Raw genomic sequence first — 20,982 nt, forward strand, 5'->3', positions numbered from 1 at the left:
CTAGATTACGCCTCCCTTTTCTTTCCACCCTCGCGAGTCTCATCACCCAGGCTTCCCATAACTTCTACAGCATTAAATCTGTGGACTGCATATCCATAGCCCTGTTCAATCAGGAAAAGCTGACGGCGGGCTGCAAAATCGGTCTCCTTACTGTTCTCTGTCACAAGCGCATAAAAATAAGCTTTATTCTCACCGGGCTTTGGTCTTAAAATACGACCAAGTCGTTGCGCCTCCTCCTGACGGGAGCCAAAACTACCTGATACCTCTATAGCTACGGCCGCATCCGGCAAATCCACCGCAAAGTTTGCCACCTTGGATACAAGTAAAGTCCGAATGGTCCCCTTGCGAAACGCATCAAACCAACGTATCCGTTCGGTCTGGCTCATAGACCCGGTAATTAACGGCACGCCCAGTTCCTGAGCCAACATACGCAATTGGTCCAAATATTGACCGATGATCAGCGTAGGCAAGCCGCTGTGCCGCTGCATCAGGCTACGCACTGCTTCCAGCTTGGCCGGATTTTCGGCCGCAATCCGGTACTGCTGTCTGCCTTCGGCACGCATGCTGCGTTCCAACAGTTCACCTGTCATCGGAAGCCTCAGCTCCACACAATCGACCTGAGCGATCCAGCCCTGCCGCTCCAGCTCCTTCCAAGGCATATCGTACCGCTTCGGTCCAATTAAAGAGAACACATCCCGCTCACAGCCGTCCTCCCGAACCAGTGTGGCCGTCAAGCCCAAACGACGGGTGGCCTGAATATCTGCTGTCGCCCGAAAGACTGGCGCAGGCAGCAAATGCACCTCATCGTATACAATAAGTCCCCACTTCCGCTCACTCAGCAGCTTCATATGCTCAAACTCCCCGCCTTTGCTGCGACGATGCGTCAAAATCTGGTAGGTTGCCACCGTAATCGGGCGTACCTCTTTTTTCTGACCACTGTATTCCCCGATCAAATCAACCGGAATATCCGTCTTTTGCTTCAACTCCTCAATCCATTGGCGAACAGAGGTGGTATTCGAGGTTAAAATAAGCACTTCACACTGAAGCCGATCCATCACTGCCATGCCAATCACTGTTTTACCCGCTCCGCATGGGAGCACCAGCACACCGCTGCCACCCAAGCCGTCAGCTCCTTCAAACGCATCAGCAGCCTCAATTTGATAATCACGAAGCTGCAGCTTTGCTTGTCCCTGCCCCAAGGAAAAATGGAGCTGATTTCCCTCCAGATATCCGGCCGTATCGACAACTGGATACCCCAATCGAGTTAATTCCTGCTTGAGCAAGCCGCGATTTTCAGGCGGTACAGAAGCGCTCACCTCACCAGTGCGAAGCAACCCAAGCTGCTTTAGCTCCTGCTTGATCAGTAGCTCCTCCAGTAAAGCCGGGGTGTCTGCTGTCAGGAACAAGCGATCATCCATTGTGTAGCTGTCGACTGTACCCGTCTTCATCTCCCCACTTGTAGCTTGTACATCTTCCGTACTTGCCCGTGACAGCGTTAACGTTCCATATCGAGAAACGAGCTGTTCCATATCCTTTAACAAATCACGCGGAATTTCCCAACGAGACATAGACTGCAGACTATTTTGAATGTGCTCTGCACTCCACCCGAGGGCAGCCGCATTCCACAATGACAATGGAGTGATACGATATGTATGAAAAGCGGACGGGCTTTTAACCAGCTCTGCGTAAATTTGCAGTTGTGAACGAGCATACTCCGAACGCGGCAAGCCCATTTCCAGCAGAATGGTAAAATCGCGTTGTACAATACAAGGATATTCTGGATTCATAGTTTCCTCCCATCAATCTAACCAGACATTATTTCAAATTTATATCATAAACAGCTTGTCCGATTATCGGCAAACCAGCCGGAATAGCAAGAAGTCCAATCCATATTCGGATTGAACTCCTAAGCAATGCCTAAGCATATTTTTCTTTTAGTGAACCTGTTCGGAAATTTGGCTAAGCGCCTCACCCGCATTGTCTGCAAATATATTGCGTACAGCCAAGTCGCCAATCGAAACAATCCCGATCAAACGATCTCCTTCAGTCACAGGCAAACGGCGGATTTGCTGCTCTGCCATCAGCTCGGCTGCTTGATCCACCGACATGTCTGCTCTGGCTGTGCGAATACCTGTCGTCATAACCGCATCGACTGAGCTGGAACCCGAATGCTTATCCGCATAACCACGAACAACAAGGTCACGGTCCGTGATTACACCAATCAGCTTGTCACTACCTTCCTTCTCTACAACTGGTATAAAACCGGTATCATTGTCCTTCATTTTGACTGCAACCTCATAAATATTGTCCTGTGGGGTCACCGTTACGCATTTTTTAGTCATAACTTCCTGAACCTTTTTCATGGGTACTCCCTCCTTTTCAAGAGTAGGTTACCCCATTTTATTAAGCTCATACTCCGATTTAATCCGTCCCCGGTCAACTTATCCAACATTTCGTTCCGCTGCATATCCGGTGGACATCGCAATAAACAAACGAACCGCATGGATCATAGCGTCTTCATCAAAATCAAATTTGGGGTGATGATGCGGATACACCGCATTTTTAGCTGGGTTCCCCGCCCCCACGAACATGAAGCAGCCCGGCACACGTTCCAAATAATAAGCAAAATCTTCGGCAGGCATGAGCTTCGACGCCTCTTTTACATTCCCCTCGCCAAAAACAGGTCGTGCTTCCTTAAAGAAACGAGAAGCCTCATACGCATCATTCACTACAGGTGGATATCCCATAATATAGCGGATTTTTGCTGTTGTACCATATGTTGCAGCTGTAAGCTCTGTCACCTCATGCAGCCGCTCTTTCATCACAGTGCGCGTTTCCTCATCAAACGTACGGACCGTTCCACTCAAGCGGCAGGTTTCCGCGATCACATTTTGCGCAAAGCCTCCTTGAATGGTCCCCACTGTCAATACAGCCGGTCGCAATGGGTCGACTGAACGGCTTACAATACTTTGCAGCTGCATTACGAGCGCTGAACCCGCTACCACACTATCGTGAGTGGACTGAGGCATACCACCATGCCCACCCTTACCTGTAATCTCAATATAAAAATCATCTGCTGCCGCCATCAGCGGTCCTGCGCAGCTAGCAGCCGTCCCAACCGGAAATGGTGTCCATAAATGAATGCCGTAAATGACATCTACACCTTCCAGCTCGCCCTCTTTGATTACATTAACTGCACCGCCAGGCAGCAATTCCTCCGCAGGCTGGAATAACAACCGGATTTCTCCTGCCAGCTCATCACGGTTCAGACTAAAATAGTATGCCGTTCCCAGCAATACGGAGGTATGCCCGTCATGTCCGCAAGCATGCATCGCCCCATCCACGCTAGAGCGATATTCACACTCCTTCTCATCCTGAATCGGAAGAGCATCCATATCTGCACGCAACATCACGACAGGTCCAGGCTTGGCGCCACGAATAGTCCCGACAACACCGTGTCCTCCGACCTGACGACGAACCTCAATTCCCCAACTCTCCAGCTTATCCGCCACAAAAGCAGCAGTGTTGTTTTCCTGAAAAGAAATTTCAGGATTTTTATGTAAATATCTACGCCACTCCACCATATGTGCCTGCAATTGATCAAACCAGGACTTGTCTGTCAAATGTTGTGTCATTTTGCTCCACCTCTCTTTTTAAAGCATCAGGCAAAACTCCGGATTTGCAATAAATCTTGCAGCTTTTTGCCTATATGCCGCTTCCTCAGGCCTTCATTATTTATCTTATTGTAGCAGATATGGAATTGTTGCGATATCTGTTGCTCCATGAAGGTTGCAGAAGCCTATCAAACATAATATGATAAATGGACAAACGATAAAATGATAACGTCTGCAAGCAATATACCTTGCAGCGAATACCGGGGGAAGCTGATATGAGAAATACGAAGCCGGAGACTCGAAGAAGAGGCACACCGGATTTCCAATTGCTGATCCTCACTTTGTTGCTGGTTGGATTCGGTGTAATCATGGTATTTAGCGCCAGCTCCAGCGTAGCTCTGCTGAATAAAGAAACCAATTTTGACTCTTTATATTTTGTGAAGCGCCAAGCGGCATTTGCTATACTAGGACTTTTCATTATGTTGGTTACCATGAACATTAAGATGGAAAAATACAAAAAACTTTTCGTGCCTTTGTTCTTCATAACCATCCTGCTGTTGGTTATCGTTCTTTTCACGGGCTCGCTTAATGGCGCAAAAAGCTGGCTCAGGTTTGGCAGTATTGGATTCCAGCCAACGGAGCTTGCGAAAATCTCCATTATTCTGTACTTATCCGCACTCATCGTAAAAAAAGGAGATCGCTTTAGAGATTTGCGGACTGGCTACATACCTGTAACCGTCATTGTAGGTTTTGTTGCAGGACTTATCATGCTTCAACCCGATTTTGGCTCCTGTTTCATTCTGGTAGCCACCAGCGGTCTGATTATTTACGCCGGAGGAGCCAGCATCAAGCATATTACGGCATCAGTCGCCCTGCTCGTTTTAGGGGCTTCCATCGTTTTTGGTATCGGGTCGTTATTTGGAGGAAACTCTGGCGCAGATGGACAGGCGGTAGCGAAGCAGGATTACAAAATCGGACGTTTTCAGGCCTTTCTCAATCCTATGGAATATAAACTGGGTGTCGGCTATAATCTGGTGCAGTCCTTGCAAGCCATAGGGGACGGTGGACTAAGTGGGGCAGGATTTGGCAAAGGCATTATCAAGCTTCACTATTTGCCCAATTCGTTTAATGATTTTATTTTCTCCGTCATTGGTGAAGAATTCGGATTCATCGGAACAGCCATCTTTCTGATGCTATATTTGTATTTCATTTGGCGAGGCATGCTCATCGCCCTTCGTTGCCATGATCCATTCGGGACGTTGGTAGGTACAGGCATTATGGGATTGATCGCCATTCAGGCGTTCATTAATATTGGTGGCGTGACCCAGACGATTCCCATTACCGGGGTAACGCTTCCTTTCATCAGCTTTGGTGGTTCTTCTCTGCTCGTCACGATGTTCTCTATGGGCATCATGCTCAGCATTTCTCGTGAAAACACCAAGCAGGCGGTACAGGAGCGCACAACAGGCGTAGCTATTCGAAACGAAGTACCCAACCGCTTTCAAGCCCGGAGAACCAATCGTTATCGTTAAAAAAGAACTTCCATTGACCACTTACAACAGTGGCTTTGGAAGTTCTTTTGCATATGACGAAAAACGCCAATCTATTCGTTTTGATTTCTTTTATACCGCATCGTCCTTGAAAGCAACACCTTCTACTTTTACGTTCACTTCCACGACCCGCAAACCCGTCATGCTTTCGACAGCTTCTCGCACATTTTGCTGAAGTATTCGGGACACTTCATGAATAGGTGTTTCGTAAAGCACAATAATACGTAGATCAATGGCAGCTTCGAGCTGTCCGACCTCGACAGATACGCCTTTTTGCACATTTTTACCGCTCAGCCTTTTGGCCCAGCCTTCCGATAAGCCGCCTGACATTGCAGCAATGCCCGGTGTCTCTAGTGCGGCCATCCCCGCAATTTTACCTACGACATCGTTGGAAATCTTGATGTTTCCTGCTTCCAGTTGTTGAACTTGCTCTGCCATGACCTATGTCCCCCTTCATGCATCCTTTATTTGTATTGTAAAGCCTCTGCCACTGCAAATGCAAACCTTTACGTATGAAAAACGACTTTCGTTTACAACCTATATCATCTTGGGTATATTAATTTAGAAAATCCGTACAAATGACAGCATTCACCAAACTTGTACATATCCATTGATATCGAGGTGTATTTCATTGAAAAATTGGTTATCTCCCGCTTTGCTTATCGCGACATTTGCTCTTAGCGCAGTCGCTCATTACACGCATTGGAACGCAATCGCTCAATTCATCATTTGTGCAATCGCTGTCGTGTTCGTAGCCGGTTTTCTCGGCAAAGCGACCGAAAGCGTAGCACATTATGCCGGGCAACGTCTGGGTGGATTTTTAAATGCCACCTTTGGAAACGCAGCCGAGCTGATCATCGCCATCTTTCTTGTCAAAGAAGGTCTTTACGATATGGTAAAGGCCAGTCTTACCGGCTCCATTATTGGCAATCTGCTGCTGGTTCTCGGGGCAAGTCTGTTTGCAGGCGGTATGAAATACAAGATACAGAATTTCAATGTCTCGCTGGCCGGTCTAAGCGGCTCACTGATGATCGTGGCTGTGATCGCTTTATTTGTCCCGGCTGTCTTTCTGAACACACATGTCATTACGGACAACGAATCGGATACGCTCAGCCTTATTGTAGCAGGTACGCTCATTGTCGCTTATATTGCGTGGCTTATTTTTTCAATGATTACGCATAAAGACTATTTAGCCGACGTGACCGAACAAAAGGATGAAGAATTGCCGCATGAGCATGCCCCCGTTTGGTCCAGAAACAAGTCCATTGCCTATTTAGTGCTTGCTACTGTCATGGTCGCTTTTGTCAGCGAATGGCTGGTAGGAACACTGGAGGTATTTACGGTCCAGTTTGGGCTCAGCGAATTGTTCGTAGGTGCGTTCCTCGTCGCGATTATTGGGAATGCGGCCGAACACAGCGCTGCCATTTTGCTGGCAATGAAAAACAAAATCGGCGCATCCGTCGAAATTGCAGTGGGCAGCAGTCTGCAAATTGCACTATTTGTTGCCCCTGTGCTGATTTTTGTCAGTTACTTCATGGGAAACACAATGAATATCGTGTTCACTACAATTGAGCTGGTCTCCATAGCAGTCTCTGTATTTATCGCCAAATCCATTACTCAGGACGGATCAACCAACTGGTATGAAGGCCTGATGCTGCTGGTCGTGTATATCTTGTTAGGTGTATCCTTCTTCCTCGTTTAAAGAACTTAAAAGCTTCTTATCGTGCCACTGCGCAGTTGGATGGTGCTTCCCATCGCCATCGCCACCGCCTCCGGATTTCTTAAATAAAGCCTATGTTTAAGGTGGAAATCCTGGGGGGCAATAGTATCCTAAGATCAAATGAAATATGGAGTGTTCTAATGCAGCACCTTATATAAAAAAGTATCAAAAAAAGCATGCTCTCAGATTCCGCATGCTCTCAATCATTCAAACCGTCTTTTTAATTGGCCTTATTATTCATGGCCTCATATAGAATAGCCAGATTGCGTTCCAGCTCACTGACCAGCTGTTTACCTACCATTTCCGGAAGAAGTCCAGCGCGAACCGCAAAATCCACTTCCTTGGAAAATCCGTACATCTGAGTATCCAGCACTTCCTCATAGAGAGGGCAATAACGGGTTGCCAGATTCTCCATCTGTACTTCAATAAGCTTCTTTATTTTATCTGCATCTTCCTGAAGCAGATTAATGGCCTTGATATTCAATTGTTCCTGCAAATCAGATGAAGTCATGGATTCTTCCCCCCTATGTCTCAATGTCGCACAAGACGTCCTAAACTTAATATTAGACCAAATTGCAGGCTAATACAAGAACCTGACAAAAAAAGCATCCCTACAGTTACAGGTAGGGATGCTTCTGCTTCATAAATAAATTTAGTTAGCTACTGAAATGTGCAGCCCGTGCTTCTTGAATACCTCAATCATGGCTTCTTTGGCTTCTTCAGCATCAGGCCCGTGAACGTGCAGTTCATAACTGTGGCTGCTGACCAAGGTCGTAAATAAGCCCAGTATACTTTTCACATCAATGTACTTATTTTCGGAATGAAGGACGATAGATGAAGTGAATTTGCTCGCCGTCTGTGCAATTTCAACAACCGCCGCATTATTGTTGGACATAGTAAGATCCCTCGCTTTACTGGATTATCATGTATCATTGCTCATTCATAATGATACATTGAAATCGCTTTCCCAGCAACAAGAGATATCATTATTTCAAGTTTTCTGGATTTAGCGGCTCCAGCTCAGGCCGTACAAAAATGCCATCTTTACGAATCAAAACATCATCAAAATAAATCTCTCCGCCACCATATTCCGGACGCTGAATCAACACCAAATCCCAATGAATCGAAGACCGGTTACCATTATCCGCTGTTTCATAAGCTTGACCTGGTGTAAAATGCAAGCTGCCAGCAATCTTCTCATCAAACAGAATATCCTTCATCGGATGTAAAATGTGTGGGTTAAACCCGATCGCAAATTCGCCAATATAGCGTGCACCCTCGTCAGAATCGAGAATATCATTCAGTCGTTTCGTATCGTTGCTCGTTGCTTCCACGATTTTACCATTTTCAAAACGGAATTTGACATTCTCGAAGGTGATGCCATTATATAGTGTTTGCGCATTATAGCTAATGGTTCCGTTCACGGAGTCCCGTACAGGCGCGCTGTAGACTTCGCCATCTGGAATATTGCATTGACCCGAGCATTTGACGGCCCCGATTTGCTTGATAGAGAAATTCAGGTCCGTCCCTGGTCCTTTAATCCGTACCTTGTCTGTCCGATTCATTAGGTCTGCCAATGCATCCTGTGCTCTGTCCATTTTAGCGTAGTCCAGATTACACACATCGAAATAAAAATCTTCGAACGCTTCTGTGCTAATATTTGCCAATTGAGCCATGCTGTCATTCGGATAACGCAGCACTACCCATTTTGTATGCTTTACCCGTTGCTCGCTATGTACAGCATGCTGATAAATGGAATTATACATTTTCATTTTCTCTTCCGGTACATCTGACAGATCATTTACATTTTCGCCTGCACGAATCCCAATGTAGCAATGCATTTGCTTCATCCGGTTGAGATCAATTTCAGCCCAGGTTTCCAGCATTTCCTTTGTCGCATGGCGAAGCATGGCGCTTTGTACCTTACGGTCCGTAAGCTGAACAAAGACATTCCCGCCTTTTTTGCCCACTTCATGGATGACGGCATTAAGCAAGTCGCGCTCCTCACCGATCATTTCAACCAGCACATTTTCTCCTGGCTGTACTTCAACCGAGTAGCCTACCAGGTTTTCCGCCAATTTAAGTATTCTAGGATCTTTCATGAATTGTCTCTCCTTCTCTATTTCATTCTTTTTTTGAACAATGGTTAATTCAAAATCCATTGTATCATGACCATTGCATTACTTGTAGTCCTCAAAAGCAACTCTGGTAATTAGTGCTTCTTCATGCCTTGCTTCATTCGCTTCCTGTCGGGAAATTCGGCATTCTGAGGATAGCTTCAAGGGTAAGCCCGTTTGGCGATCTATAGTCAAATGATACACAGCCTGCACAACGGAATGCTCCAACTGGCGATTCAAATCCTCATAGCTTTGCGCCCATACTTGATCCAGCTTTCGTTGCACCTCTTGATTTGGACGTTTATGCTTCGTGCCTAATATCACAATTTGCTGGTTTATTGTTTTCATTTCTTTCATTAATCGTTCTTTCAACCAATACTTTGCCGAGGCTGGTTCTGGCTCAATCCGCACAACCCAGGTTCCCCGTGCAGCGCTGGCCTCCATACTAATCGTTTTATTTAGCGTGCTTAGCTCCTCAAGCTCCTGAATCGGATTAAAGCGATTTAACACGCCTTCACCAGCCACAGAGCTATAACCGGATGTCATCGCATTCCATTTTCCATGGTGACGAAGAAACCGTGCATGTGTTCCTTGCTCGAATTTACCTTTTTTCAGTGCTTCGTAGTCACCCTTCTTACGAAAAACCTCCGTAGATCCCCAATTCATGACCAATTCATCGTGATTTCTTACTCGCCCACGATATTCAAACTGTTTATTCATAGGCAGGCCGTTGTCGACTCTAACTCCAGTCCGTCCAGTAAACGTCAGCATCTCTTTGCCCGCTATTCCCGCAACGGCTCTTTTAAAAATCTGCTCAGGTGTATTTTGCCGCTCCATCAGTGCACAACCACTCAACAAACACATCACAAGAAATATACAAACCAGCATAACCCGTTGTTTTCGCCAATGCATCTCATCATCCGCCTGTTCTATTCATCACTGAATCCTTGAGCAAGCATCCTGCTCAGGACAGTTATGCTACTGGTTTACTTATTGGTGGCAAGGCCAAGCTTCATTTATAGGCACGTTATAGCTACGATTAGGATTTCCTGTCTGCCATGAGTTATGCAGGACAAAAAAGAGAACATTCCAAAAGGAACACTCTCTTTGCACTGCCTTCATTATCAATCGCAAACTATTCGATTACGCCCTTCATTTTTCGCTTCATACAGCGCCATATCCGCCTTATAAAACAAAGATTCCATGTTGATCTGCTCGTCCATCCAATTCCATTCAGCAATTCCGCAGGAAACAGTTACCCGGGGCTTGGTTTCATGCTGTACGCGGTAACGTATCTTCTCCGCAAATTGAAGCGCCTGCTGTACACCCAGTTGTGGCAAATAGATTGCTAGCTCTTCGCCGCCCCATCTGGCACATACATCCTCATCACGGGTCGTGGAACGGATGATATCACTAACGTTTTTCAAAATTTCGTCACCCGTCTGATGCCCATATGTATCATTCACCTGTTTGAATTGATCAATATCCACCAAAATAAGCGATCCACAGAAATCCTTTTCCTGATGCTGCTGAATGCATTGATCTACATAATGACGTACATACAGACCCGTTAACATATCCATATTGGCTAACCGTCGCACCTCAGCATGCAGCATGGCATTAGTTACTGCCAGCCCGATATGGGGAGCCAGCATTTGCAGCATCTTGTAATTATCATATGAGAAAAAGTTCGGACGCTTGCTGGACAGCAGGATAACTCCCCTGGGAGTGCCACTGGTTTTCATAGGTACAGCCATCAAAGAAAGGGAATTCGTCAAATCCATAAACTTTGAGGAAATTTTCCCTTCTTTTCTATAGTCTGATACAATAACAGGTTCACCTGTTTTACGCATTAATCCAGCAAACCCTTCATCACGAGGGTAACTGTGCAGCCTTATACTTTCCACATTGCTCGACGTGACCTTATAATAATTCTCCTCCTGATCAAGCTGCATAATACAGCAAAAATCAGCCATAAACATTTGTAATAGCTCCTGCATGGCAAACTCAAACACTTCATTTAACTTCAAACTTTGATTTAAGCGCTGAACCAGCTCATTAATGAGACGCAATTCATGGATAAGTACATTCGATTGCTCCAGTAGCTTGGCATTTTCAAATGCAGTACCAGCTGTATCCGCCATCATAGCAATCAGTTCTACATCCACTTTTTTCATACTATCCGAACCCGATGGAAGAATCATATGGAAAACACCGTATACGCCCTGCTTCCCACGTAATGGGATGCCGATCTCAGTCACTTCATTTTGTGTGCCAACAGTCTCATTCACTGTCATTTGCCCTTTCATAAATGCAAGCACACATATATCTTCGTCCCGTTCATGCAGCAGTAATGGTTTGACTTGTGGATTGCGACTGTGCCGATCCTGACTCATATACAACGTAATATCCACATGAGGAAAGAAATAGGCGATGCTATCAAATACTTCATCCAGCACGCCTTCCACATCAATTTTGTCATGCAGCCGTTTTACAATCTGAAATAAAATAGAGCGACGTCTGCCCTCACGACTACTTCGATTCTGCACTCCAAGAATATCTTCCATAAATATATACTCAAACTTCGAATAAAAGCAGGATCTAAAATGTAAAGCAGCCGCCAACAAAGCATCTTGCTCAGTAAAAACATACTGTGCGGACCGTGTAAAACGAAGAGCAGCGAATGGCTCCCTCTGATGATTTCGGCAAAGTATGGGAACCATGTATACAAATCCAAGACTTCCGTCGCGGAGTTTGCGCTGACTCACTTCTATCTCTCTGGACAAGCAGCAGCGTTCGACTAGCCCCAAATCCTCATCGTCATCCTCTTCCCTACCAGTAAGCCGAACACCTGTAAAATTAAAAACAGCTGTATCTTGTTCGTTAATCCAGGATATACCATCGCTCTGCTGCAGCCAGCTCCGATATCCCTGGACAAGAAGCTGGTTAATATAGGGAAAGTCATAGGGTGTCATATCCATGGTCTGGAGCCAGGCAAAAGACGTATATCCTTTATCATCAAACAGCGGAGCACCGCTAGCCTGGACTGTACCGTCAAGCGTTTGCTGATCCGTTGTTGAAAATTCCGACATATTAAGGCGCTCCTTCACAGCAAAATTAGCTGTACCAAGACAGCGGCTATACACCACTATAGCTCGTAATATGCTCTATTTTACTCTCAACTCTAGAAATTTGCATCCATTTTTCAGAAGTTCGCCCCATTTTTTTAGTTCTTAAGCCCTATCGACAAATTTTGACGTTTTCATTCTTTTTCTCTTCTTGACATTGACCCACTCTTAGATATAGTATATATTATTGATAAAGACTGTGCGGCAGAATTATCTACTGTGCGGATCTTAAATTTTGGGCGTAACAGTTTGTGTCACCCTCATCTTTTTTGTTGCTGACAGGACAGCGGCTGAACTTTTCTGTCAGTAGTGCGTCTAACCTTGATTGGTAGCGTCGAACAAATTGGAGCGCAAAGAGAGCCCCAACTCAAATTTTAATTATGAAGGAGTTAACTCTATAATGGCACGTTACACTGGTCCTAAATTTAAATTAAGCCGTCGTCTCGGTATTTCCCTGAGCGGCACAGGCAAAGAATTGAAACGCCCTTTCCCTCCGGGACAACATGGTGCAAACCAACGGAGAAAAATCAGTAACTACGGTATGCAGCTTCAAGAAAAACAAAAGCTGCGCCACATGTACGGCTTGGGTGAAAAACAATTCCGTACCCTGTTCAACAAAGCTCAACACATGCATGGTATCGCTGGTGAGAACTTCATGTTCTTGCTGGAAAGCCGCCTGGACAACCTTGTGTTCCGTCTTGGCTTTGCTAACTCCCGTGCAGGCGCACGTCAATTGGTAGCTCACGGTCACGTTACTGTGAACGGTAAAAAAGTTGACATTGCTTCTTACCAAGTAAGCCCTGGCGACGTGATCGGTCTTCGTGAAAGAAGTCGTTCCCTGTCTTCCATTAAAGAAGCTTTGGAAAACCGCAACCACTTGGCTGCTTACCTGGAGTACAATGACGCTGCTCTGGAAGGTAAATACATTCGTTTGCCTGAGCGTGGCGAATTGTCCCAAGATATCGACGAAAAACAAATCGTCGAATTCTACAACCGCTAATCCTTGCATTAGCACCGAAAAGCACCCGAACTTTGTTCGGGTGCTTTTTATATTCCCCATGCATCGAGCCTGAGGGTTTATTCAATGGGGATGTATACCTTCATACTCAAATGATCAGGATAGGAGGAATTCATCACGTCCGTAATTTCAAAATCAGGACCCTCTCTTCGTTCAAAATTAGAATTAGGAAGCCATGTGCCGTAGATAAAGTTTCGTATATTCTGAACCCGTCCATTTAAACCTGAAGCGTCAAATTCAGCATACTTTCCTGCTGGAATCTCCATATATATGAAACCTTCTGCCAGTTCTTTCGATTCCTTTTCAACTGCCTCGCCCACCACAAATGAAAATGCACCGCTGTCTTCAAATCGACAGGCAATCCCATATGACATTCCCGGTGCGGCTTTGTTCGGAATACACATAAAATATTCATTTGCTCCAAAGTGTTCATAAAACCCTGGGATTTCTTTATAATGCTGCTCATTGTTCAGATTGGTTTTATATTCATATCCTATAATTTTGATCGTTTCGAGTTGCAATATTACCGGCTTATTCACATCCAAATCCCTCTTCGTATTTTTTTGGTAATCCAGAAAATTGATTTTGCTTTGCCCGGGAAGCTCAATATCACCGTTACGATATTTCCCAGGGGTGATACCAAAACTCTTTTCAAAAGCACGGGTAAAAGCTTCTTGCGAGTTGTACTGATACTCAATAGCGATGTCCAATACCTTTTGATTGGATTGTTTTAGCCGCCCAGCCGCCTCGGACAATCTTCTCCTCCTTATATATTGTTGAACCGTAAAACCCGAAATGGCCTGAAAAACCCGCTGGAAATGAAAGGCTGAAAAGCAAGCTTGTGAAGCAATCTCGGTAATTTTTAAATCTTCTCGAAGATTCAATTCAATAAACTCAATCGCACACTGAATTCGTTTAAAATAGTCCATATAACCCTTCCCCGTATTGTATTTGTTCTGGTCATCTTTCCCTACACCCAAATTGTGCAAGCCCACACAACCATTATGTATAATTTTGGACCTGCTTGTTTGATTATTTGTGCTAAGTTTACCACGGCATTTCTTGCTGAAGGAATAAAAAAAGCAACGCAGAGATGCTATACAGATCTCAGCGCTGCTTATAAATGTATTTTAATTAAGCGAGCTTGATTTTAGCAAATTTTCGTTTACCTACCTGAACAATGTCGCCTTCCTGCGGCGTGTATGCTTTGTTCACATCGGTCCACTTCTCTTCATTAATTTTGACCGAGCCCTGCTGAATACTACGTTTTGCTTCCCCATTGGATGCCGCAAAACCCAAAAGTGTCAGCAACTGGATCACACGAATTCCGCCTTCTTCCAAGTGGTCAGCCGTCAAGGTGAACTCTTCGATGTCATCAGGCAGCGCTCGTTGCTGGAACACAGTTACAAAATGTTGTTTGGCTGCTTCTGCTGCGTCCTCACCATGGTACATGCGCACCAGCGTTCCGGCCAGCCTCATTTTAGCATCACGTGGATGCACTGAACCATCCTGAATGCCTTTTGCCAGCTTGGCAAGCTCCTCATTATTGATATCCGTTGCAAGCTCAAAATACTTCAGCATCAGCTCATCAGGAACAGACATTGATTTCCCGTATATTTCGTTCGGCTCCTCGTCAACACCAATGTAGTTCCCCAAGCTTTTGCTCATCTTCTGCACGCCATCCAGTCCTTCAAGTAATGGCAATGTGATGGTCGCCTGCGGCTCTACACCGTATTCTTTTTGCAAAGTTCTGCCCATCAGCAGGTTGAACTTCTGATCCGTCCCTCCCAGCTCAATATCGCTTTTCAGAGCTACCGAATCCATCCCCTGCATCAGGGGGTAAAAGAACTCATGAATGCTGATTGGCAAGCCGTTTTGGTATCTTTTTGTAAAATCATCCCGTTCCAGCATGCGGGCAACAGTGACCTTGGCGGACAGGGTTACCACATCAGCAAAGGACATCGGTCCCAACCATTCGGAATTGTAGTATACCTTTGTTTTATCAGGATCAAGAATTTTAAAGATTTGTTCCTTGTACGTTTGCGCATTACGCTGTACATCTTCCTCCGTCAGTTGCTTCCGGGTTTCCGATTTACCTGTTGGATCACCGATTCTGCCTGTAAAATCTCCAATAATCAGTTGCACCTGGTGCCCCAATTCCTGAAACTGCCGTAGCTTGTGCATAACAACCGTGTGACCGATGTGAATATCAGGTGCGGACGGATCAAGACCTAGTTTGATTTTGAGCGGTTCACCGCTTACAACCGACTTGATGACCTTGCGCTTCAGCTCATCCTCTGGCACAATTTCCGCCACACCCCGTTGAATCACATCAAGTTGCCGCTCTACCTCTGCACGTTGCTCAGGCTTCAATTCTTCCCATTTCATCCTGCATTCCTCCTGTTTTATCATCCAAATATTGCATATTAAACAAATCAAAAAGCCCCTTTCATCCCAAGGGACGAGAAGGAGCTGCTCGCGTTACCACCCTAATTAAAGAAACGTATGCTAAAACAAGCGTTGCGTTTCTTTCACTTCATTTCTATAACGGGTATACACCCGGTACTGGATTACTACCGTCGACTTCGCAAATCTGCAAAGGCCTTCCATTCATCCAGACAGCTCCAGACGGTAATTCGAAAATGGGACGCTACCGATTCACACCATCCACCGGCTCTCTGACAACGTGATTCCACCTTCTACTAAAGTCTTTCTCTGCTTTTCACGATATTTACTTTGACCTATTTATAACACACTGCTTTTGTGTAGTCAACGACACCAAAAGACAGGCTTTTTAGCATATGGGTTCATTTTGTAATTTTATGCTATAATAATGGCTGTTATAAAGGAGGAAGACTTAATGGTTGAAGAAAAAAACAGCGTATCAGAGCCAAAGCCTTCCCGCTTACGGACAACCATGCGAAGGCTCGGCCGTGTCATAAAGTGGGTCGTCATCATCGGTTGTATGGGAGCACTGTTCGCAGGAGGAGCCGCCGCCGGCTATATAGCCTCTATTGTCAAAAACGAGCCGGTACGTTCCAGATCCATGATTGAACAGGAAGTAAATAAGAATGCAATAACAGGCTTCGCTTATTTCAATGATGGCTCTCCCATCGGACAACTCCGGACAGAGGAAGATCGTCGGCCTGTGACGTTTAAGGAAATTCCTCAACTCGTCATTGACGCAGTCATTGCTATTGAGGATAACCATTTTTACGAGCATAATGGTGTCGATTTGTCAGGGACGCTACGTGCTGTCAAACAAAAAGCGCTGCATGAGTCCGTACAAACCGGGGGGAGCACCCTGACTCAGCAGCTTGCACGGCGAGTTTTTCTGAATCTCGATCGCACGGATGAACGTAAGGTCAAGGAAATTTTGCTGTCTCTGCGCCTTGAGCGTTTCCTGAGCAAGCAGCAGATTATTACAGCCTACCTCAATAAAGTACCTTTTGGGAACGGCTCAAGCGGCTACAACGTCTTTGGCATCAAAGCAGCCGCCAAAGGTATTTTTAACGAAAATGATCTAAATAAGCTCAATGTGGCCCAGGCCGCCTATCTGGCAGGACTGCCGCAGCTTCCTTCTTCATATTCTGCTTTTAACGGCAAGGGCGAGTTTAATGAATCCGGCTTTAAAAGAGCACTAAACCGTCAGCACCTGGTGCTCAGTCGAATGCTGGAGGAAAATAAAATCAATAAAGCACAGTATGATGAAGCATTGGCTTTTGATATTAAAAAATCACTTGCACCTCGCACTGTTAAAGCTTATAACACCTATCCATACCTTATGATGGAAACAGAACGGCAAGCCGCGCAGGCACTTATGTCCGTCACAAATCCGGGGCAAGCGGCCAATGCTGGTGCAGACGCCAAGACCAGGGATGATAACGACTTACTCAAAGAAGCTGAACAGCAGCTTCGCACGGGCGGATATATGGTCTACACCACCATTGATAAGAGCGTATACAAATCCATGCGCCAAATTGCAGAAAATAAGGACAACTTCTCTGCCACCAGTAAAACCAAGGGTGATGAGCAAGCAGCAGCCATTTTGATTCAGCATAAAACAGGCGCGATTCTCGGGATGATGGAAGGTCGGGACTTCCAAAAGGAACAGATGAATTATGCTACTCAGATGGTGCGTCAGCCGGGATCGGCTATGAAGCCTATTGCCGCCTATCTTCCTGCATTGGACAGTGGTCTTGTACAGCCCGGCAGCATCGTGGACGACGCTCCTATTATTTTGAAAGATGGCAGCAACGGATATCATATTCCGAAAAATTCCAACAATCGCTATCAAGGATTGGTTACAGCACGTTATGCACTGAATCAATCGCTAAACACGATAGCGCTCAAGCTGTTTAACGAAAAAGTAGGGATTAGCAAGGCCTGGGCTTTCGCTAAAAAGTTGGGTATCACTACCTTGGAACCGAGTGATAACAACGCCCAAACGGGTGTGCTTGGCGGCTTGGCCCACGGGGTAACCGTTGAGGAACTAACGAATGCTTATGGAGCCATTCCTAATGGCGGTGTATTTAACGACGCTTATATGATTGAAAAAATTGTAGATTCGCAAGGCAATATTGTGTACAAGCATCAGTCTAATCCTGTGCAAGCCTTCACACCTCAAACGGCCTACCTGATGACGGATATGCTGCGCACAGCGGTGTCAGAAGGTACAGGCAAGCTAGTGAAGCGTAACTTTAATCAAGCAGGCAAGATTCCGATTGCCGGCAAGACAGGTACTACACAATCCTATACCGATGTTTGGTTCGAGGGATTTACGCCTGACGTTACGCTGGGTGTATGGGTCGGTTACAAGCAGCCTGTTAATAAGCTTGAAACAAAAGCACAAAAAGAGCGTGCACGTCGCTTATGGGCACTTATTATGAATGAAGTAACGGCTAAAGATTCCCAGCTGTTTCAAACGGACAGCTTCAAGAGACCTGACGGAATTGTAAGCAGTACAGCATCTGCGTATGGTTCGGATATTTACAACAGTAAGTATTTACCCAAAAACAGCGAAAATGGTGTTACCCGTGCCAAATATATTACCTATCAAGGTGTGAATTACATTCCACGCGATGGTACACCAGATGATATGGTGTATGAACGAACTGTTCGAAAAAGGGAAAAACCGATCTCAGAGTTGATTAAAGAGCTTGAGCGGGCCTTTTCCGTGATGAAACGACATAACTCGTTGTCCTACTATCTGCCTGAGGATGCAGATAAGGAAGCCCCTACTCAGGTGGACCCGCGCAGAGACGACGGCGCAGCCCCTAATGCTCCATCCAACGTCAGCATTAGCTACAGTGATGGGAAGGCTATGATCAGCTTTAGTCCAAGCGGAAACAGCGACGTTGTAGGATATCGTCTCTACCGTTCTACGGATGGAGGCAGTTTCCAACGGCTTGGCAAGGTCGTCATGGCTGATGGCTCCAAGGTATTCTCTGACAGTCCAGAGAGCAGCAGCTCCAGCTATTACGTGACCGCCGTGGATGTGGGCGGACATGAGTCCGGGCCAAGTGCCCAAGCAAGCGCAGCACCTGTAATGCCACCTGTGGATTCTGAGTCTCCAGCCGTTCCGGGTGAGAGAGATGGAACAACAGGTGAGCAGCCTACAGAGGTCCCTACCGCTCCTGGACAGCCTCAGGCTAAAGCAGCAGGCTCGTCCGTAGCGCTCAAATGGAGTGCCGGAAAGCCTACGGACGCGGTTACAGGCTATAACGTGTATTATAGTGAAACCGGCGCGGAACCCTTTACAAACATAGGCTCTACCGCCTCTAACAGCTTTGAATATAAAGCAGGTAAAAAGCCCAAAGGCTGGTTCCGCGTCACTTCCATAAATGCAATGGGGGAATCAGCTCCTTCAGGAGCTGTCCGTCCATAAGATTCATGATTTTTTCCAACAAAGGGGAGTCACCTTAGCCAATATGGCTTTTGGAGACTCCCCTTTTTGCTCTATCATGAATAGCAATTTAATCCTCTATGGTAGACAAATCACCTGTAGGAAGGTTAAGCTCCCATGCCTTCAGCACACGTCTCATAATTTTGCCGGAACGAGTCTTGGGCAGCTTTTCCTTAAATTCAATTTCGCGTGGAGCAGCATGGGCAGACAGCCCCTCCTTGACAAAACGGTAGATATCCTGCTGTAAAGCCTCAGAAGGTGTATAACCTTCGCGCAATGCGACAAAAGCTTTAATAATCTCTCCTCGCACGGTGTCTGGTTTTCCAATAACTCCAGCCTCCGCTACAGCAGGATGCTCCAGAAGCTTGCTCTCAACCTCAAAAGGACCGATTCGCTCCCCCGAGGAATTAATAACATCATCAATCCGTCCCTGAAACCAGAAATAACCGTCCTCATCCATATAGGCAGAGTCACCAGACACATACCAACTGGGGAAGCGAAAATACTCCTGATACTTGTTCGGGTTATTCCATATACGGTTCATCATGGATGGCCACGGTGTACGGATGGCCAAATGCCCCATTCGGTTAGGAGGCAACACCTGTCCTTTATCGTCCAGAATGGCAGCCTGAATACCTGGAAGTGGTTTCCCCATCGAACCGGGCTTAATCGGCAGCTCAGGGTAATTACAGATCAATTGCCCCCCCGTTTCTGTCATCCACCAAGTATCGTGAATGCGCTGCTTATACACCTGCCAGCCCCATCTTACCACTTCGGGATTGAGCGGTTCTCCCACGGATAACACATGCCGTAGACTTCCGAGATCATACTTGGCAACAACCTGCTCACCTGCGCTCATCAGCATCCGAAACGCTGTAGGAGCGCTATACCATATGGTCACTTCGTGACGTTCAATCGTCCGGTACCAGTCCTCCGGGCTGAAACGCCCCCCACGAATGACATTCGTCGCTCCATTCAGCCATGGAGCAAAAATGCCATATGACGTTCCTGTGACCCAGCCTGGATCAGCAGTACACCAATACACATCATCTTCCCGCAGATCCAGCACCATCTTGCCAGTATAATAATGCTGAATCATCGCATTTTGTACATGATATACACCTTTCGGCTTGCCTGTGGAGCCTGACGTATAATGAATGATTAATCCATCCTCACGACTCAGCCATTCAGGTTCAAGCTCTTCTGAGGATGTAAGCATTTCCGTTTCAAAATCAATAATTCCTTGCTCTCGTTCGTCCATATCACCAACCACAAAAATATGTCTCAACTCTGGAAGCTCCTCACGTTTTACCCGTGAAAGAAGTGCAGGTGTGGTCACTAACGCCACTGCTCCGCTATCCTCCAGCCGATCCTTGACCGCCGTTTCCATAAACGCCTCAAACAAAGGACCAGCAACAGCACCTACCTTTAAAATGCCAAGCAAACTAATCACCAGTTCAGGTGAGCGCGGCATGAAAATAAATACACGCTCCCCTTTGCCAATACCGTATTTGCGCAGCACATTACCAAACCGGTTCGAGCTGGCACGAAGCTGAGTAAAGGTGTAAGATTCATCACGACTTGCATCACAATACAAAAGCGCCGTTTTCTCACCGTGGCCTTCCTCTACATGTCGATCAATGGCCTCATGTGCCATGTTCACCTTGCCTGTTTCATACCACGTAAAATGACGTTCTGCGTCTTCCCACTGAAATCGGTTGTAAGCTTGTTCGTACGGGCCCATGTTGGATGTGGGAACTACAGCCTGGAGTTCTTCAATCTTCATGATACAGCCTCCTCATAATAGGATAATGAGAATTGCACAGGACAAGATAACGCTTACAAAATCAACGAAAGCAAAATTATCCCTTTGGTTTTATAACGCATTCGAAGCAGCTATTTGTGAACATTTTATGTCTAAAACAGTATA

The 20,982-nt window shown here is 46.0% G+C and carries 16 protein-coding genes and 1 other annotated feature; of the genes, 4 read left to right on the top strand and 12 right to left on the bottom strand.

All coding sequences use genetic code 11. The annotated features are described in order from the left end of the window. Positions 1-5 precede the first annotated feature (5 nt). The 3 genes from GCU48_RS00775 to GCU48_RS00785 form a co-directional block, all read right to left on the bottom strand. Entirely contained in the window at positions 6-1,787 is a 1,782-nt protein-coding gene (locus GCU48_RS00775; protein ID WP_152378726.1) for a DNA repair helicase XPB, read from the bottom strand. Positions 1,788-1,934: 147 nt separating this feature from the next. Beyond that, a complete protein-coding gene (locus tag GCU48_RS00780) occupies positions 1,935-2,363 on the bottom strand; it encodes a CBS domain-containing protein (RefSeq protein ID WP_025717792.1) in 429 nt (142 codons plus the stop codon). 78 nt (positions 2,364-2,441) lie between these two features. Continuing rightward, a complete protein-coding gene (locus GCU48_RS00785; protein WP_025717793.1) occupies positions 2,442-3,635 on the bottom strand; it encodes a M20 metallopeptidase family protein in 1,194 nt (397 codons plus the stop codon). A 254-nt stretch (positions 3,636-3,889) separates the two neighbouring features. On the opposite strand from GCU48_RS00785, the gene ftsW reads away from it, so the two are divergent. Next, positions 3,890-5,146 carry a putative lipid II flippase FtsW gene (gene ftsW / locus GCU48_RS00790; protein WP_152378727.1) on the top strand — a complete coding sequence of 419 codons (1,257 nt, stop codon included), beginning with the start codon at positions 3,890-3,892 and terminating at the stop codon, positions 5,144-5,146. A gap of 90 nt (positions 5,147-5,236) precedes the next feature. On the opposite strand, the gene GCU48_RS00795 is transcribed toward ftsW, so the two are convergent. Further along, positions 5,237-5,602, bottom strand: coding sequence for an Asp23/Gls24 family envelope stress response protein (locus GCU48_RS00795; protein WP_025717795.1), 366 nt, complete (start codon positions 5,600-5,602; stop codon positions 5,237-5,239). A 193-nt stretch (positions 5,603-5,795) separates the two neighbouring features. Here GCU48_RS00795 and cax point away from each other — a divergent pair, with 193 nt between their 5' ends. After that, a complete protein-coding gene (gene cax, locus GCU48_RS00800) occupies positions 5,796-6,866 on the top strand; it encodes a calcium/proton exchanger (RefSeq protein WP_152378728.1) in 1,071 nt (356 codons plus the stop codon). A 238-nt stretch (positions 6,867-7,104) separates the two neighbouring features. Here cax and GCU48_RS00805 read toward each other — a convergent pair whose 3' ends face one another. The 5 genes from GCU48_RS00805 to GCU48_RS00825 form a co-directional block, all read right to left on the bottom strand. Next, a complete protein-coding gene (locus tag GCU48_RS00805) occupies positions 7,105-7,395 on the bottom strand; it encodes an Fpa/YlaN family protein (protein ID WP_007431028.1) in 291 nt (96 codons plus the stop codon). A gap of 141 nt (positions 7,396-7,536) precedes the next feature. Then, the gene (locus GCU48_RS00810; protein WP_152378729.1) at positions 7,537-7,779 is read right to left on the bottom strand and encodes an HPr family phosphocarrier protein; all 243 of its coding nucleotides are present in this window, start codon (positions 7,777-7,779) and stop codon (positions 7,537-7,539) included. A gap of 91 nt (positions 7,780-7,870) precedes the next feature. Further along, entirely contained in the window at positions 7,871-8,986 is a 1,116-nt protein-coding gene (locus GCU48_RS00815) for an aminopeptidase (protein WP_025717798.1), read from the bottom strand. A gap of 78 nt (positions 8,987-9,064) precedes the next feature. After that, positions 9,065-9,913 carry a hypothetical protein gene (locus tag GCU48_RS00820; protein WP_244315984.1) on the bottom strand — a complete coding sequence of 283 codons (849 nt, stop codon included), beginning with the start codon at positions 9,911-9,913 and terminating at the stop codon, positions 9,065-9,067. Between the two features lie 212 nt (positions 9,914-10,125). Beyond that, a complete protein-coding gene (locus GCU48_RS00825; protein ID WP_152378730.1) occupies positions 10,126-12,093 on the bottom strand; it encodes a sensor domain-containing diguanylate cyclase in 1,968 nt (655 codons plus the stop codon). Positions 12,094-12,529: 436 nt separating this feature from the next. Between GCU48_RS00825 and rpsD the strand changes: the two genes are divergently transcribed. Next, the gene (gene rpsD, locus GCU48_RS00830; protein ID WP_007431033.1) at positions 12,530-13,129 is read left to right on the top strand and encodes a 30S ribosomal protein S4; all 600 of its coding nucleotides are present in this window, start codon (positions 12,530-12,532) and stop codon (positions 13,127-13,129) included. 77 nt (positions 13,130-13,206) lie between these two features. On the opposite strand, the gene GCU48_RS00835 is transcribed toward rpsD, so the two are convergent. Together GCU48_RS00835 and tyrS are read right to left on the bottom strand one after the other, a co-directional pair. After that, the gene (locus tag GCU48_RS00835; RefSeq protein ID WP_152378731.1) at positions 13,207-14,076 is read right to left on the bottom strand and encodes an AraC family transcriptional regulator; all 870 of its coding nucleotides are present in this window, start codon (positions 14,074-14,076) and stop codon (positions 13,207-13,209) included. 205 nt (positions 14,077-14,281) lie between these two features. After that, on the bottom strand, positions 14,282-15,535 hold the full coding sequence (gene tyrS, locus GCU48_RS00840; protein WP_025717802.1) for a tyrosine--tRNA ligase: 1,254 nt from the start codon (positions 15,533-15,535) through the stop codon (positions 14,282-14,284). A 66-nt stretch (positions 15,536-15,601) separates the two neighbouring features. After that, positions 15,602-15,872: a binding site (T-box leader), on the bottom strand. 135 nt (positions 15,873-16,007) lie between these two features. Here tyrS and GCU48_RS00845 point away from each other — a divergent pair. Further along, positions 16,008-19,034, top strand: a complete 3,027-nt coding sequence (locus GCU48_RS00845; RefSeq protein WP_152378732.1) for a transglycosylase domain-containing protein — start codon at positions 16,008-16,010, stop codon at positions 19,032-19,034. A gap of 88 nt (positions 19,035-19,122) precedes the next feature. On the opposite strand, the gene acsA is transcribed toward GCU48_RS00845, so the two are convergent. Then, the gene (acsA, locus tag GCU48_RS00850; protein ID WP_152378733.1) at positions 19,123-20,838 is read right to left on the bottom strand and encodes an acetate--CoA ligase; all 1,716 of its coding nucleotides are present in this window, start codon (positions 20,836-20,838) and stop codon (positions 19,123-19,125) included. Positions 20,839-20,982 lie beyond the last annotated feature (144 nt).

The organism is Paenibacillus brasilensis, assembly GCF_009363115.1.
Classification (GTDB): domain Bacteria; phylum Bacillota; class Bacilli; order Paenibacillales; family Paenibacillaceae; genus Paenibacillus; species Paenibacillus brasilensis.